The following is a 14,950-nucleotide window of genomic DNA, read 5'->3' as shown; positions in this document are numbered from 1 at the left end:
GCCTTGTCCTGATTTAAATTTAATCCACTATACCATCTGACTTTATCCAACCTGATGAAAGGAAATACCATGCAAACCATCGCCATCCAATCTCCCGTCAAATATATCCAAGGCGCAGGCCTGTTCGGGCAAATCGGCGCACACGTTTCGCCGTTGGCCGACAACGTGGCCGTGTTGGCGGACAAATTCGTCCTGTCCATCTTGCAGGACAAACTTTCAGGTAGCCTGAATGCGTCCGGCGTGCGGCACACGATTGTGCCATTTAACGGCGAGTGCAGCCGCACCGAAATCGAACGCGTAAAAAGCATTGCCGAACAAAACGGCGCCAAAGCCGTTATCGGCGTGGGCGGCGGCAAAACATTGGATGCGGCCAAAGCGGTTGCCTATTACGCAGGCCTGCCCGTGGTTGTGTGCCCCACCATCGCCTCCACCGATGCGCCGTGTTCCGCGCTGTCCGTGATTTACACCGATGATGGCGAGTTTGAATCCTACCTGTTCTTCCCCAACAATCCCGAACGCGTGCTGGTGGACACCGAAGTGGTGGCCAACGCACCGGTGCGCCTGCTGGCCGCGGGCATCGGCGACGCACTAGCCACCTGGTTTGAAGCGCGCGCCTGCGCCAACAGCGGCGCGGACACCATGGCCGGGGCGAAAGTATCGCCCACCGCGCTCACGCTGGCCAAACTCTGTTACGAAACGCTGCTGGAAAATGGGCGCAAAGCCGTGTCTGCCGTAAAAGACAAAGTGGTAACCCCCGCCGTGGAACGCGTGGTGGAAGCGAACACCTATCTGAGCGGCGTGGGTTTTGAAAGCGGCGGTTTGGCGGGCGCGCACTCGGTGCACAACGGTTTGACCGTGCTGCTCGAAACCCACCACAACCTGCACGGCGAAAAAGTCGCTTTCGGACTGCTGACCCAGCTCATGCTGGAAAACGCAGACAATGCCGAGCTGGAACAGGTCGTCGGCTTGTGTGTGGATGTCGGATTGCCCGTTACGCTGGCACAAATCGGCGTAACCGAAGACATTGAAGCCAAAATGCGCCAAGTGGCCGAAGCCGCCTGCGCCGAAGGCGATACCATGGGCAATATGCCCGGCAACGTGCAGCCTGCCGACGTGTATGCCGCACTGCTCGCCGCCGACCGCTTCGGCCGGGATTATCTGGCAAAATCCGCGCGTTGAGCCGGATGAGGCTGCCGTTCCGGGCAACCGCGCCGGAAAAGTATGGTTGGTTTCAGGCAGCCTGAAACCTGGCAGCGGGGTGCGCTGTGCCCGTTTCCCAAACCACAAAAAGTCTCAGCCCGGATAAAGCTGCAAAAGCATTATTTTCAGCCATTTCATGAGATTGAGCATTCTTCCTTGAAAAAGCAGCCTGCACTTTAGATGGGTAGGGTGTTTGTGGTGAGAAGGCTACCTGAAAAATTTCAGGTAGCCTTTTTGTTAGAAATTGGCTAGTGAAACAGCCTTTCGGATTATGCAATACCGGCGTTGCCACGCCGGTATTTTTTATGCCGTACTCCCAAATTTTCAGGTAGCCTTTAGTCGAATGGAATGGCAATCCATTGTTCAAACATCAATTTCCTATCTCTACCGCATAACAACGAATTTTACTCTGTAATCCGCTAAAGCTGCTCTCTACGTATGTTAGCAACATTCACCATTAACCATTCTTTAATAAGTATCTTGACCGTTGAAAAGTATATCGCTTAAAGTAGCGCGGATTTGCTATGGCAAATACATTTATTGATTCTTAAATAACTATAAGAAGCATTATCATGAACACCAACCAAACCACCCCGCACGGCGGCAAGCCCGCCGATGTTTACTTTTTCGGCACCTGCCTTTTGGATTTGTTTATGCCGGAAGCAGGTATGGATGCCATCACGCTGCTGGAGCAGCAAGGCATCAAAGTGCATTTCCCGATGGAGCAAAGCTGCTGCGGGCAGCCTGCATTCTCTTCTGGGCACCGCGAAGAAGCGTTCAATGTCGCCAAAGCCCAGCTCACTTTGTTCACCGAAAACTATCCTATCGTCGTGCCTTCCGGCTCTTGCGGCGGCATGATGAAGCACCATTGGCCCAAATTGTTTAAAGGCAGCGAATACGAACAGCGCGCCAACGAATTGGCCGGCCGTGTGGTTGAGTTCACCAATTTCTTGGTCGACATCGGCTACGAGCCCAAAGACGTGGGCGAGCCGGTGAAAGTGGCAGTGCATACTTCCTGCGCGGCGCGCCGTGAAATGGGCGTGCACATTACCGGCTGGAAGCTGATCGACAGTCTGCAAAACGTGGAGCGCATCGTGCACGACCACGAAAGCGAATGCTGCGGCTTTGGCGGTACGTTCTCCGTGAAGCAGTCCGACATTTCCGGCGCGATGGTCACCGACAAAGTGGCCGCGCTGAAAGAAACGCAGGCCACGGAAATCGTGAGCGCGGATGCAGGCTGCATGATGAACATTGGCGGCAAAATCGCCAAAGACGAGCCGAACATGCCCAAACCCAAACACATTGCCACATTCTTGCTGGAACGCACGGGAGGTAAAGCATGAGCGCGCGCGACAATATTCTGGCCAAACTCCGCAAAGCCAACGCCTATCCGATGGCGGAGCCGCAAACTTTCGATTACTACCAAGAAATGTCGCCCGAATGGGAAAGCGAAACCGCCCGCCTGCGCCATTGGGCAACCACCATGCGTGCTGTGAAAACCGAGATTTTCTGGGTGCGCGAAAATGATTGGGAACAAAAGCTGGTGGAAGTGGCGCAGCAAAAAGGCTTGCAAAACATGCTGCTTTCGCCGCAAACCGAACACGGCCGCCGCGCCCAAGAGGCTTTGCAGGCTGCTTCTGTGGAAACACGCGCCTTCGACAAACCGATTGACGATTGGAAAGACGAATTCTTCGCCGACGTGCAGGCTGGTTTCACCTCGTCCGTTTGCGGCATCGCCCACACCGGCACGGTGATGATGGTTTCTTCGCCCGAAGAACCGCGCAGCCAAAGCCTGGTTCCCCCCGTACACATCTGCCTGTTCGATACACGTAAAATGTACGACACCTTTCATGCGGCACTGCATGGCGAAGCCTTAATCGATGCCATGCCCACCAATATCATTTTGGCATCCGGCCCGTCAAAAACCGCCGATATCCAATTAACCCTTGCCTTCGGCGCACACGGTCCGCGCGATATGGTCGTATTGGCCATCCTGCCCGAGAATATCGACCCTGCCGATTTGGAGAATGCCGCATGAGAACCGAACAAACCGTACACTTCCATCCGCGCCCGGAAACCTTTAAAGCCAACGCGCGCGAAGCCCTGGCCGACAAACCTTTGCGCAAAAGCCTGCGCACGGCCATGGACATGCTGATGACCAAGCGCAAAATCGTGCTGTCGGACGAACAAGAACTGCAAATGCTGCGCACCCTGTGCGAGCACATCCGCCAGCGTTCGCTGTCCAAACTGCCTGATTTGCTGGAGCAGCTGGAAAGCAACCTGACCAAATTAGGCGTGAAAGTGCATTGGGCGGAAACGCCCGACGAAGCCTGCCGCATCATCCACGGCATCGTGATGCACCATCAGGGCAAACTGATGGTGAAAGGCAAATCGATGGTGAGCGAAGAAATCGAGCTGAACCATTATCTGGCCGACCGCGGCATTAAAGCCGTGGAAAGCGACTTGGGCGAATATATCGTGCAAATGGCCGGCGAAAAACCGACCCACATCGTGATGCCCGCCATCCACAAAACCAAAGAGCAGGTGAGCGAACTGTTCCACAACAACATCGGCACGCCGCTGACCGACGACGTGGACCAACTCACCGGCTTCGCCCGCCAAGCCCTGCGCGACGTGTACCGCACCGCCGATGTCGGCCTGAGCGGCGTGAACTTCGCCGTGGCCGAAACCGGCACGCTGTGCCTGGTGGAAAACGAAGGCAACGGCCGCCTGTCCACCACCGTGCCGCCCGTGCACATCGCCATTACCGGCATTGAAAAAGTGGTGGCCAAACTGTCCGACATCCCGCCGCTTTACAGCCTGCTGCCGCGCAGCGCCATCGGTCAGAACATCACCACTTATTTCAACATGATTACCGGCCCGCGCCGTTCCGACGAGCTGGACGGCCCGCAGGAAATGCACCTGGTGCTGCTGGACAATGGCCGCAGCCAGGCCTACGGCGAAGAGCAAATGCGCCGCACGCTGCAATGCATCCGCTGCGGCGCGTGTATGAACCACTGCCCGGTGTACACCCGCATCGGCGGCGCAGCCTACGGTACCACCTATCCCGGCCCGATCGGCGAAATCCTGTCGCCGCATCTGCTGGGTTTGGAGCCCACCCGCGACCTGCCCACCGCCTGCACCATGTGCGGCGCATGCGTGGAAGTCTGCCCCGTGAAAATCCCGATTACCGAGCAAATGCAGCGCCTGCGCGAAGAAGCGCAACGCGCGCCCGACGAAGCCGTGCCCTATCCGATTAAAGGCCAAGGCGCATCGCACACCTTGGGCGAGCAGCTGGCTTGGCGCATGTTCGACGGTATCTTCGCCGGCAAAACCGCCTACCGCATGTTCGGTGCGCTGGCCACCAAATTCCGCGGCCTGACCCCGGGCAAACAGCTGACCTGGACCGACAACCACGTGCCGATGAAGCCCGCGCCCAAATCGCTGCACCAGTTGTTGCAAGAAAAACAACAGAAAACTTCCGGCTAAACCGAGTGCAGGCTGCTTTCTGAGCAAATATAACCATAGCGCGGCGCGAAGCCGAAACCGTTTCAGGTAGCCTTTTTCAGGTAGTCTGATGGCGTACGGCAAGCGCTGCGCTCTATGTTCGAATGCTCAAAAAGCAGCCTGCACCCTGTATTTACCGCCTCCCCCTGCCTTCACGGCGTTTTATTGACACACACGGAGACATCATGAGTATCGCCCTTTCCGTCTTTCCCATCTTATTTCTGATTATTTTAATGATCGGCTTCAAAATGCGCGGCGACCGCAGCGCTATCTTGGCTGCGTTGTCCGCTGTTTTGATTGCTATTTTTGCCGTACCCAACGTGAGTGGCTTCGCTCCCCCCACAGGCTACGGCGCCGGATACGTCGGCTGGGCATTTGCCGAAGGTGTGTTGAAAGCCATCTTCCCCATTCTGATTGTGATTCTGATGGCCTTGTTCAGCTACAATGTGCTGCTGGAAAGCAAACAGATTGAAGTGATTAAACAACAATTTACTAATATTTCCAGCGACAAGCGCATTCAGGTGCTGCTGATTGTGTGGGGCTTCGGCGGCCTGTTGGAGGGCATGGCGGGCTTCGGCACGGCGGTGGCCATTCCGGCGGCCATTTTGATTGGTTTGGGCTTCAGCCCGCGCTTCTCCGCGCTCGTATCGCTCATCGGCAACAGTGTGGCCACAGGCTTCGGCGCGGTCGGCATCCCCGTGATTACCTTGGCCAAGGAGGTGTTCGGTTCGGCGGTAACGGCTGAGCAGACCCATGCCATTGCCGGCGACGTGGTGATTCAGCTGGGCTTCTTGATGTTCTTGGTGCCGTTCGTCATCCTGATGCTGACCGACACTTCTAAAAAATACCTCGTGCCCAACATTATCCTGTCGGCCGTGGTTGGCGGCTTGTCGCTGGGCGTTCAGTTTGTGGCCGCTTATTTCATCGGCGCGGAAACGCCTGCCATCTTGGGCAGCATCGCCTGTATCGTCTTCATCGTGCTGTATGCAAAAATGACCGAGAAAAAAGATACGCCTGCCGATAAAGCCATCAGTATGGGGCAAATGGCGAAAGCATGGGCGGTGTACGGCTTCATCCTGTTCTTCATCATCATGGCCAGCCCACTGTCCGGCCCCATCAGCGCGTTTTTGAAATCCACGCTGGTGAGCAAAATCCACCTGCCAATTTATGCGGAAGGCAAATATTTCTCCTTCGGCTGGTTGTCCAACGCCGGTTTGATGCTGTTTTTGGGCGCGTTTATCGGCGGCTTAGTGCAAGGCGTTTCCGCCGGCAAACTGTTCCAGATTCTGGGCCAGACTTTGGTGAAAATGAAGGCTTCGGGCATCACCGTCATCTGCCTGGTGGCCATGAGCGCGATTATGAGCCACAGCAGCATGATTGCCGTGATTGCCAAAGGCTTGGTAGACGCCACCGGCACATTCTATCCGCTGGTTGCACCGCTGGTGGGCGCCATCGGCACATTCGCCACCGGCAGCGACACTTCTTCCAACATCTTGTTCGGCAAACTGCAAGCCTCCGTGGCCGACCAGCTGGGCATGAATAAATCATGGCTCGCCGCCGCCAACACGGCCGGCGCGACCGGCGGCAAAATCATTTCGCCGCAAAGTATCGCCATCGCCACCGCCGCCTGCGAACAGCAAGGCCAAGAAGGTGCCTTCCTGCGCTCGGCCATGCCTTATGCGATTGTGTATGTGATTATTGCGGGCATTACGGTGTATTGCTTTACTGCATTCGCACTGTAACGTTGTTGGCATCAAAACAGCCTGCACTCTAGTTTGGAGAGTGCAGGCTGTTTGTATGGAAAGGCTACCTGAAAGTTTGCTGGTGCTATGCTATGTAAACTCTCCCCCTAGAGAATCGTTTACTCATGCTGCAAAATATTCACCAGCTGCCCAAACGGATCGCGCACAAAAAAGCGGCGCACGCCCCAAGGTTCAGTAGTCGGCCCATATTCAGGCGTGAAACCAGCATGCTGCATCCGCTCTAATAATTCGTCCAGATTATCCACCTCAATAGACAAATCAGGCACAGGCATGCCAGAACCGCCTTCACTGGCAAAACTGACCTGCACAGACATAGTCATATCCTGTCCGTAGGTCTGTATCCACCCATGATCCATCAGCAATTCCAATCCAAGCAGGTCATGGTAGAAAGCCTTTGCTGCGGCGGGTTGGGTTGCGTTTATATTGGCCACAATGCGTTTAACGCCCATGCTCAATCCTTATTTTAAAGCGGCTGAATTAATCAGACATCAATATTCAATATGAGTTTCAGGCTACCTGAAAACCCACTTTCAGGCAGCCTGCACTTTTCTAATTACAGCTTCTCTCTAACCCAGCCTTCTGCCGAATCCAACATCGCGCCGACTTGGGAAGCATCCGTACCCCCGGCCTGTGCCAAATCCGGTCTTCCGCCGCCTTTGCCGCCGACTTGTTCGGCGGCGAATTTGACCAAATCGCCGGCTTTCACTTTGTTTGTCAACGGTTTGGATACGCCGGCGCACAGGGAGACTTTGCCGTCGTTTACTGCCGCCAAAAGAATCACGGCGTTGTCGGATTTGCCGGTTAAGTCGGTAACGATTTCGCGCAGGGCGGCTGCGTCGGCTTCGATTTGGGCGGCGACGAGTTTGGCTGCGCCCAAGTCTTTGGCGTTGTCCAAGAGTTTGGCGCCTGCGTGGACGGCGAGTTCGGCTTTGGCTTTTGCCAACTCTTTTTCCACGGCTTTGGCGTTTGCGGCGTTGGCTTGGATTTTGGCGAGTACGTCTTTTTCGGTTTGAGCTTTGACTTCGGCGATGATGTTTTTCATCAGGCTTTCTTGGTTTTGCGCCCATGCCAGCGCGGCAAGGCCGGTGATGGCTTCTACGCGGCGGATGCCTGCGGCGATGCCGCCTTCGCTGATGATTTTGAAGAAGCCGATGTCGCCGGTGCGGGCGACGTGGGTGCCGCCGCACAGTTCGGTGGAGTAGTCGCCCATGGTGATGACGCGGACGAAGTCGCCGTATTTTTCGCCGAAGAGCATCATTACGCCGGATTTTTGCGCGTCTTCAATGGACATGGTTTCCACTTTGACGGGCACGTTGGCGATAATCGCGGCGTTGACGCGGCGTTCGACTTCGGCGATTTCTTCCGCGCTGATGCCTTGCGGATGGGAGATGTCGAAGCGGGTCAGCTCGGCGTTTTGCAGGCTGCCTTTTTGTTCGACGTGCGTGCCCAAAACATCGCGCAGAGCTTTGTGCATCAGGTGGGTAACGCTGTGGTTGCGCATGATGCTGTTGCGGATGTCGTTGTCGATTTCGGCGGATACGGCATCGCCCACTTTCAGGCTACCTGAAACGACCGCGCCGAATTGTCCGTGTACCGCTGCTTTGATTTTCTGCGTATCTTCGACGCGGAAGCGGTTTTCGCCTGTGAAGATAAAGCCTACATCGCCGATTTGGCCGCCGCTTTCGGCGTAGAACGGGGTTTGTTCCAAAACGACCACGCCTGCTTCGCCTGCTTGGAGTTCGTCCACGGCTTCGCTGCCTTTGTATAAGGCGATGATTTTGGTGTCTTGGCTGCGTTTTTCGTAGCCTGTGAACTCGGTGTCTGCGCCTGTGTAGTCCAGTTGCGCGTTGGCTTTGAAGTTTTGCGCGGCGCGGGCGCGGGCGCGCTGGGCTTCCATTTCACGGTTGAAGCCTTCTTCATCCAAATCGATATTGCGTTCGCGGCAGATGTCGGCAGTCAAATCGTATGGGAAGCCGTAGGTGTCGTAGAGTTTGAAGATGATTTCGCCGTCCAGTTTGTTGCTGCCTTTGGTTAAGGCGTTTTCCAGCAAAGCCATGCCGGTTTCCAAAGTTTGGGCGAAGCGGCTTTCCTCGTTTTTCAGGGCTTCTTCAATTTGCGCTTGTTTCTCTTTCAACTCGGGATACGCATCGCCCATCGCTTTCACCAAATCGGGCACGAGTTTGTAGAAAAACGCCTGTTTCTGACCGAGTTTGTAACCGTGGCGTACGGCGCGGCGGATGATGCGGCGCAGTACATAGCCGCGGCCTTCGTTGGAAGGCATCACGCCGTCGGCAATCAGGAAGGAGCAGGAGCGGATGTGGTCGGCAACGACTTTCAGGCTTGGTTCGTCCATACTGAACGGCGCGCCGGTTTCGCGGGCAACGGCTTTGAGCAGGTCTTGGAACAGGTCGATTTCGTAGTTGCTGTGAACGTGTTGCATCACGGCCGCCATGCGCTCCAAGCCCATGCCGGTATCGACGGACGGTTTGGGCAGCGGGTTCATATTGCCTTGTTCGTCGCGGTTGAACTGCATGAATACGCAGTTCCAAATTTCAATCCAACGGTCGCCGTCTTCTTCAGGGCTGCCCGGAATGCCGCCCCAGATTTCTTCGCCGTGGTCGTAGAAAATTTCGGAGCACGGGCCGCAGGGGCCGGTGTCGCCCATCTGCCAGAAGTTGTCGGACGCGTATTTCGCGCCTTTGTTGTCGCCGATGCGGACGATACGCTCGGCAGGCATACCGATTTCGTTCAGCCAAATGTTGTAGGCTTCGTCGTCTTCGGCGTATACGGTTGCCAAGAGTTTTTCTTTGGGGATGTTCAGCCATTCGGGGGAAGTGAGGAATTCCCAAGCGAAGTGGATGGCGTCGCGTTTGAAGTAGTCGCCAAAGGAGAAGTTGCCCATCATTTCAAAGAAGGTGTGGTGGCGGGCGGTGTAACCGACGTTTTCCAAGTCGTTGTGTTTACCGCCGGCGCGTACGCATTTTTGCGCGGTGGTAGCGCGGTTGTAGGCGCGTTTGTCAAAGCCGAGGAACACGTCTTTAAACTGGTTCATACCGGCGTTGGTAAACAGCAGCGTCGGGTCGTCGTGTGGCACGAGGCTGGAAGAGCGGACGATGGTGTGACCTTTGGATTCGAAGAATTTTAGGAATTTTTGGCGTAGTTCGGAGGTTTTCATGGCGTTTCGGTATCTTTCAAAATAATGATTCGGGCGGCTGGCGCGCTTAACAAAAATTGGGCGTGATTTTACTGCATATTGCAGGTGGCTGCCTACTTGCACGGTGGATGAAAGGGCAGGATTTTCAGGTAGCCTTTTGCTTGCAGGCTACCTGAAAATTGCAAATACGCTTTTCAGGTAGCCTTATTTGCCAGGGCTCAGGCTACCTGAAAAATACCTGCCCAGCGAAGTTGATTTAAATCAGCGCCAAACCGCCGCCTTGCCCGTAGAATGCCCAATATTTGCCCCCAAACAAACGGACACGCCATGCTGTTTGACGACTTCCAGCCCACCCACCACACCAAACCCGCCGCCCAGCCGCAGCCGACCGAGCGCGGCCGAATCCCCGAACTCGTCTGCCCCGCCGGCAACCTGCCCGCCCTGAAAACCGCCGTGGACAACGGCGCGGACACGGTTTACATGGGGCTGAAAGACGCGACCAACGCGCGCAATTTCCCCGGCCTGAATTTCGACCAAAAATCCATCATCGAAGGCATCCGCTACGCCCACGACCGCGGGCGGCAGGTGCTGATGGCCATCAACACCTACGCCCAAGCCGGGCAGGTGGAACGCTGGCGGCGCGCCATCGACACCGCCGCCGATTTGGGCGCGGACGCGGTGATTGTGGCCGACCCCGCTGTGATGGCCTATGCCTGCGAAAAACATCCGAATCTGCGGCTGCATATGTCGGTGCAGGGTTCGGCCACCAATTACGAAGCCATCAATTTAATGAAAGACTTGTTCGGCATCCGCCGCGCCGTGCTGCCGCGTGTGCTGACGATAGACCAAGTGCAGCATGTGATTGAAAACACGGATGTGGAGATTGAAGTGTTCGGCTTCGGCAGCCTGTGCGTGATGGTGGAAGGCCGCTGCATCCTGTCGAGCTATGCCACGGGCGAATCGCCGAATATGCAGGGTGTGTGTTCGCCCGCCAAGGCCGTACGTTGGGAGCAGTTGCCCGACAAAATGAACGTGCGGCTCAACCAGGTGATGATCGACCAGTTCAACAAAGACGAACCGGCAGGCTACCCCACGCTGTGCAAAGGCCGTTTTGAAGTGAACGATGAAACCTATTACGCGCTGGAAGAACCGACCAGCCTGAACGTGTTGGAAGTGTTGCCGCAGCTCATCAAAATCGGCGTGGCGGCGGTGAAGGTGGAAGGCCGCCAGCGCAGCCCGATGTACACCTCGCAGGTTACGCGCACGTTGCGGCAGGCTTTAGATGCGGCCGCAGCCGACCCCGCGCACTACCGCGTAACCCCCGCATGGGATACGGCCTTGGGCAAGGTGTCCGAAGGCAGCCAAAGCACGCTGGGCGCATATAACCGGCCTTGGAAGTAGTTTCAGATGGCCTCAAGGCCGTCTGAAAGGCTACCTGAAAAAGCAGCCTTAGGTCAGATTCTCGAATCCGGCACTTCGATCAATATAAATGTCGGATACAAGTATCCGACTTACGGGCTGCTACGGTGCGATGACCGCTTCCGCCGACAAAGGTTCGGTGCGGATGCGGGCCAAATCGAACGCTGATTGGGTTTGGCGGCGTGAATAAATTTCAAGCAGCCCGAAGGCCGTCTGAAAAGTGCAGGCTGCTTTGAAGGCTTTCAGACGGCCTTTGCCCTATTGCCAGCCGTGGAAGAAGTCAAGTGCCTGCGCCAGCGCGTCGCGGGCGGCGGCCATGTAGTCCTGCGGGTAACGGCGGGCGTTGGCAAACAGTTTGTGCCAGCGGCTTTCCAATGGAAACAGGTAATGCCCCGCGCGGTGGTAGGCGCGTTCGATGACGGGATACTGGAAGCCGCCGTTTTCCAAGCGGCGGACGATGCGCCGCGCGGCTTCGTATGAAGGCCACATGGTGTCGTCTTCGGCGGAAAGCAGCAGCACCGCGCCTTGGATGTTTTCCACCCGGATGCGTGTTTCCTCCGCTGCACCGACCGCATCGCGGTAGCAGGAGCGCAGGCAAAGGCTGCGGGTTTTCACGCAATCCCGCAATACGCGCAGGCGGTTCATGTGGAGCGGGCAATATGGCAGGTCGTACCCCCGCCAGGTGAAGGCGGAACAGTCAAGCAGCTTCCTGCGCGGCGCGGTTTGCAAACCCTGCACGCACACGTCCAGCGGGCTGACGGCGGCCACGCGGCCGATGTCGGGAATCAGGGAGGCAGCCAGCAGGGCGAGTTGCGCACCCATGGAAATACCCCACACGCCGGTTTGGCAAAAACCCATTTCCTGCGCCCACCGCACGGCGGTTTCCACTGTCTCCACAGCAATTTGCGCCAGCCCCTGCGCCAGGTGCGGCTGCCCCCAGTAAGGCACGGCCAGCGCAGTCAGACCGTTTTCGGCAAACACGGCGGCATAGGTTTGCGTGAGCGCGTAACTGCCGTCGCTGCCGCCGAGTATGATGACGATGCGGTCGGAAGGCGGCGCGTACCGGCCGCGGTACAGCGCGGCGGTCAGGTCGTCTGAAGCGTAAGACAATATCCGGTCGGGCTGCATGGCTTGCTCCTAAAAACAAAGCGTTAAAGTTAAAGCATTGTCCCACCGTTTTGCGGTAGGGGCTACCTGAAAAACAGTGCGAAAAATAAGAGCATGAAAAAACACATCAAAGACCTGCGCAACGCCCTATACAAACACGACCTGACCGTGGCCGCCGAAGAAGATACCCCTGCCTTCCCTGCCGTGTGGACGCTTGCGCACCCTTATTTCACGATGCCGCTGACCATCGCCTTCCACAACGCCCACGACACCGGCCTCGTACCGTTGTATGCCAGCTTCGGCTGCTACTTAATGGAAAAGCCTGAAATATCGCTGTATTTCACCAAAACCAACCGCCATTCGTGGCAGCGCGATTTGGCCGCTTTTATCGAAACGCTGATGCAATATATCTACGCCGCCGAAACTGAACACAATAAGGCCGTCTGAAAAGGAATCCTATGCACATCACCTTCCCGGAATGGTTTGATGACCTGGCTGAATTTGAAGCCGAGAGCAAAGGTTGCCTGTTGGATTTTCCATTGCATATCAACGGACAAGAGTTTGTTTTTACCTTCTACGATTTGTGCCGCCTCAATCAAACCTATGCCGATGATTCCGCCGCCGATTTTTTAGAGAACGAAGCCGTCGTTGTATTGCAGGCCATAAACCGGAAAAACATTGCCCGCTTTGCCCAAACGATTTTCAGGTAGCCTCCAGGCCGTCTGAAAAGACAAAAAAACAAAGGAACACCCATGAAACTCTCCCTCGCCCCCATCCAATTCTTCTGGCAGAAAGAAACCCTGCTCGAATTCTACGTCCAAATGCTCGACAGCCCGCTCGACACCATCTATCTGGGCGAAACCGTCTGCTCCCGCCGCCAGAAAATGCGTTTTGCCGACTGGTTCGGCCTCGCCCAAGACCTCGCCGACAGCGGCAAGGAAATCATCCTGTCTTCCCAAGTGCTGCTCGAAAGCGAATCCGACCTCAAACGCCTGCGCAAAATCACCGGCCAAACCCAATTCAAAATCGAAGCCAACGACATGGGCGCGGTCAAACTCGCCCGCGAACACGGCATCCCCTTCGTGGCCGGGGCCAGCCTCAACATCTACAACGAAGCCACCCTGCAACTCTTCCAAAACCTCGGCGCATACCGCTGGGTCGCCCCCGCCGAACTCGCCCGCGACAAAGTGGCCGACACCGCCCGCCTTTCAGACGGCATCGAAACCGAAATCTTCGCCTGGGGCAAAATCCCCTTGGCCTATTCGTCCCGCTGCTTCACCGCGCGGCACTACAACCTGAACAAAGACAGCTGCGAATTCCGCTGCCTCGACCACGAACACGGCCTCACCATGAACACCCGCGAAGGCCAGCCGTTCCTCACCATCAACGGCATCCAAACCATGTCCTACGGCAGCCAATGCCTGCTGCCGCACCACACCGACATGGCCGCCATCGGCGTAAACATCCTGCGCCTCTCGCCCCAGCTCACCGACATGCCGCGTATCATCGAACTGCACCGCGCCGTGCTCGACGGCCAAACCACCCTCGATGAAGCCCTGCCCGAACTCGCCCGCCTCGCCACCGGCACGCCCGTGGACGGCTATTGGCTGGGCAAACCCGGCATCGAAGCCGTTCACAGCCTCGTTGCCTGAAAAAGCCAGAAGCAGGCTACCTGAAACCCATCTTAATAACCAGAAAACCACTATGCGACTACTTTCCCCGCCACCCGACAAACCCGAACAGCGCAAACAATGGCTGGCGCACGCCTTCGGTAAAATCTTGTTCCAACACGCCCACCGCTACGCCTTGGAAAATATCGCTGCCGATGCCACACCCGAAACACAGGCCGTCGCCCGCAAAGCTGCCGAAGACACCCTCTATGGCCTGATGATGATTCTAGACGGCGTGGTAGACGACCTCGAAAACGAACAATACAGCCTCGCACTCGCCGCCCAAATCCAACTCATCCGCCAAGACAACGGAGAAGTGGCTGACAGCCTGGATTTAACCGACACCGACGGTTTGTGCATGGTATTTCATGATTGGAAAGAAGACAAATTCGACACCCTGCAAGCAACACCCTAATCTTCAAAGGAAACCATCATGCCCCTGCCCGACATCACCCTGCCGCAATGGTGCGCCCAAATCGGCCGCCGCCTGCCCGCCCTGCCGCCGCGTTTCGCGCTGGTTAAAACCCTCAACCTCATGCTCAAGCGCGGCCTTTTGCCTGCCGACATGAGCCTGTTTGACGGCCGCACTTTCGAAATCGACGTGCTCGACGCGGGCATCACTGTGCGCTTCACCGCCGATAGCGAACGCTTCCTCGACCGCCGCTTCGAAGGCACACCCGACCTCCGGCTGGCCGCCAACGGCGTGGATTTCTTGCGCATGATGCTGCGCGAAGAAGACCCCGATACCCTGTTTTTCAAACGCAAACTGCAAATCGAAGGCGACACCGAATTGGGGCTGATCACCAAAAACCTGCTCGACAGCGTGGAATGGCCGTTTGCCGAGCAGTTGGTGAAATGGCAGGAAATGTTTGAATAGGCGCCCGTGGGGCGCTGCCGCTTCGTTTGAACCGTGTTGAAGCCAAGTCTTTCAGGTAGCCTGCCATACTTGCCTGAGGCAGCTGAAACGGATAGGCTACACCGCAGCAGCACGATAAACTGGTATGGCTGTGCCGACACTGTCGCAAGAGAAGTTTTCAGGTAGCCTGTGCTGGCTTTAACCAGGGCTACCTGAAACATACAAATCATAATTTGAAAGTGGGGCTTAGGAAGCAAAATCACTCAATATAGTG

General features: G+C 56.4%; 15 protein-coding genes. 11 read left to right on the top strand and 4 right to left on the bottom strand.

Features of this window, described 5'->3' with window-relative positions:
- Positions 1-69: 69 nt before the first annotated feature.
- The gene (locus tag HMPREF2541_RS10575) at positions 70-1,179 is read left to right on the top strand and encodes a glycerol dehydrogenase (RefSeq protein WP_070543515.1); all 1,110 of its coding nucleotides are present in this window, start codon (positions 70-72) and stop codon (positions 1,177-1,179) included.
- Between the two features lie 52 nt (positions 1,180-1,231).
- Here HMPREF2541_RS10575 and HMPREF2541_RS12080 read toward each other — a convergent pair whose 3' ends face one another.
- Positions 1,232-1,567: a hypothetical protein gene (locus HMPREF2541_RS12080; RefSeq protein WP_141744241.1), complete on the bottom strand. Its 336-nt coding sequence runs from the start codon at positions 1,565-1,567 to the stop codon at positions 1,232-1,234.
- Between the two features lie 205 nt (positions 1,568-1,772).
- On the opposite strand from HMPREF2541_RS12080, the gene HMPREF2541_RS10570 reads away from it, so the two are divergent.
- From HMPREF2541_RS10570 to HMPREF2541_RS10555, 4 genes are all read left to right on the top strand, one after another.
- Complete coding sequence (locus HMPREF2541_RS10570; RefSeq protein WP_070543513.1) at positions 1,773-2,543, top strand: (Fe-S)-binding protein; 771 nt, start codon at positions 1,773-1,775, stop codon at positions 2,541-2,543.
- Positions 2,540-3,238 carry a LutC/YkgG family protein gene (locus HMPREF2541_RS10565; protein WP_070543512.1) on the top strand — a complete coding sequence of 233 codons (699 nt, stop codon included), beginning with the start codon at positions 2,540-2,542 and terminating at the stop codon, positions 3,236-3,238. Before HMPREF2541_RS10570 ends, HMPREF2541_RS10565 begins: the two co-directional genes overlap by 4 nt.
- A complete protein-coding gene (locus HMPREF2541_RS10560) occupies positions 3,235-4,689 on the top strand; it encodes a LutB/LldF family L-lactate oxidation iron-sulfur protein (RefSeq protein WP_064104644.1) in 1,455 nt (484 codons plus the stop codon). The genes HMPREF2541_RS10565 and HMPREF2541_RS10560 overlap by 4 nt, the downstream gene beginning before the upstream one ends.
- A gap of 203 nt (positions 4,690-4,892) precedes the next feature.
- Complete coding sequence (locus HMPREF2541_RS10555; RefSeq protein WP_064084943.1) at positions 4,893-6,449, top strand: L-lactate permease; 1,557 nt, start codon at positions 4,893-4,895, stop codon at positions 6,447-6,449.
- Between the two features lie 119 nt (positions 6,450-6,568).
- Here HMPREF2541_RS10555 and HMPREF2541_RS10550 read toward each other — a convergent pair whose 3' ends face one another.
- Both HMPREF2541_RS10550 and alaS read right to left on the bottom strand, forming a co-directional pair.
- Positions 6,569-6,919 carry a VOC family protein gene (locus tag HMPREF2541_RS10550; RefSeq protein WP_070543510.1) on the bottom strand — a complete coding sequence of 117 codons (351 nt, stop codon included), beginning with the start codon at positions 6,917-6,919 and terminating at the stop codon, positions 6,569-6,571.
- 104 nt (positions 6,920-7,023) lie between these two features.
- On the bottom strand, positions 7,024-9,645 hold the full coding sequence (gene alaS / locus HMPREF2541_RS10545; RefSeq protein ID WP_070543564.1) for an alanine--tRNA ligase: 2,622 nt from the start codon (positions 9,643-9,645) through the stop codon (positions 7,024-7,026).
- A gap of 270 nt (positions 9,646-9,915) precedes the next feature.
- On the opposite strand from alaS, the gene HMPREF2541_RS10540 reads away from it, so the two are divergent.
- Complete coding sequence (locus HMPREF2541_RS10540) at positions 9,916-11,025, top strand: ubiquinone anaerobic biosynthesis protein UbiU (protein WP_246824993.1); 1,110 nt, start codon at positions 9,916-9,918, stop codon at positions 11,023-11,025.
- Positions 11,026-11,301: 276 nt separating this feature from the next.
- Here the strand turns inward: HMPREF2541_RS10540 and HMPREF2541_RS10535 are convergent, their stop codons facing one another.
- A complete protein-coding gene (locus HMPREF2541_RS10535) occupies positions 11,302-12,171 on the bottom strand; it encodes an acyl-CoA thioester hydrolase/BAAT C-terminal domain-containing protein (protein ID WP_070543508.1) in 870 nt (289 codons plus the stop codon).
- Between the two features lie 93 nt (positions 12,172-12,264).
- On the opposite strand from HMPREF2541_RS10535, the gene HMPREF2541_RS10530 reads away from it, so the two are divergent.
- From HMPREF2541_RS10530 to HMPREF2541_RS10510, 5 genes are read left to right on the top strand one after another with little or no spacing between them, the layout of a single operon-like run.
- Positions 12,265-12,597 carry a hypothetical protein gene (locus HMPREF2541_RS10530; protein ID WP_070543506.1) on the top strand — a complete coding sequence of 111 codons (333 nt, stop codon included), beginning with the start codon at positions 12,265-12,267 and terminating at the stop codon, positions 12,595-12,597.
- A gap of 11 nt (positions 12,598-12,608) precedes the next feature.
- Complete coding sequence (locus HMPREF2541_RS10525; protein ID WP_070543504.1) at positions 12,609-12,860, top strand: hypothetical protein; 252 nt, start codon at positions 12,609-12,611, stop codon at positions 12,858-12,860.
- A gap of 42 nt (positions 12,861-12,902) precedes the next feature.
- Positions 12,903-13,802 carry a U32 family peptidase gene (locus tag HMPREF2541_RS10520; protein ID WP_064087072.1) on the top strand — a complete coding sequence of 300 codons (900 nt, stop codon included), beginning with the start codon at positions 12,903-12,905 and terminating at the stop codon, positions 13,800-13,802.
- Between the two features lie 52 nt (positions 13,803-13,854).
- Positions 13,855-14,235 (top strand): hypothetical protein, encoded by a 381-nt coding sequence (locus tag HMPREF2541_RS10515; protein WP_070543503.1) that lies wholly within the window; start codon positions 13,855-13,857, stop codon positions 14,233-14,235.
- Between the two features lie 18 nt (positions 14,236-14,253).
- On the top strand, positions 14,254-14,697 hold the full coding sequence (locus tag HMPREF2541_RS10510; RefSeq protein WP_064087074.1) for a ubiquinone anaerobic biosynthesis accessory factor UbiT: 444 nt from the start codon (positions 14,254-14,256) through the stop codon (positions 14,695-14,697).
- Positions 14,698-14,950 lie beyond the last annotated feature (253 nt).

The organism is Eikenella sp. HMSC061C02 (genome assembly GCF_001809035.1).
Classification (GTDB): Bacteria; Pseudomonadota; Gammaproteobacteria; order Burkholderiales; family Neisseriaceae; genus Eikenella; species Eikenella corrodens.
Note: the sequence above shows the minus strand (reverse complement) of the source record. Positions and strands in the feature narration are given on the sequence as shown.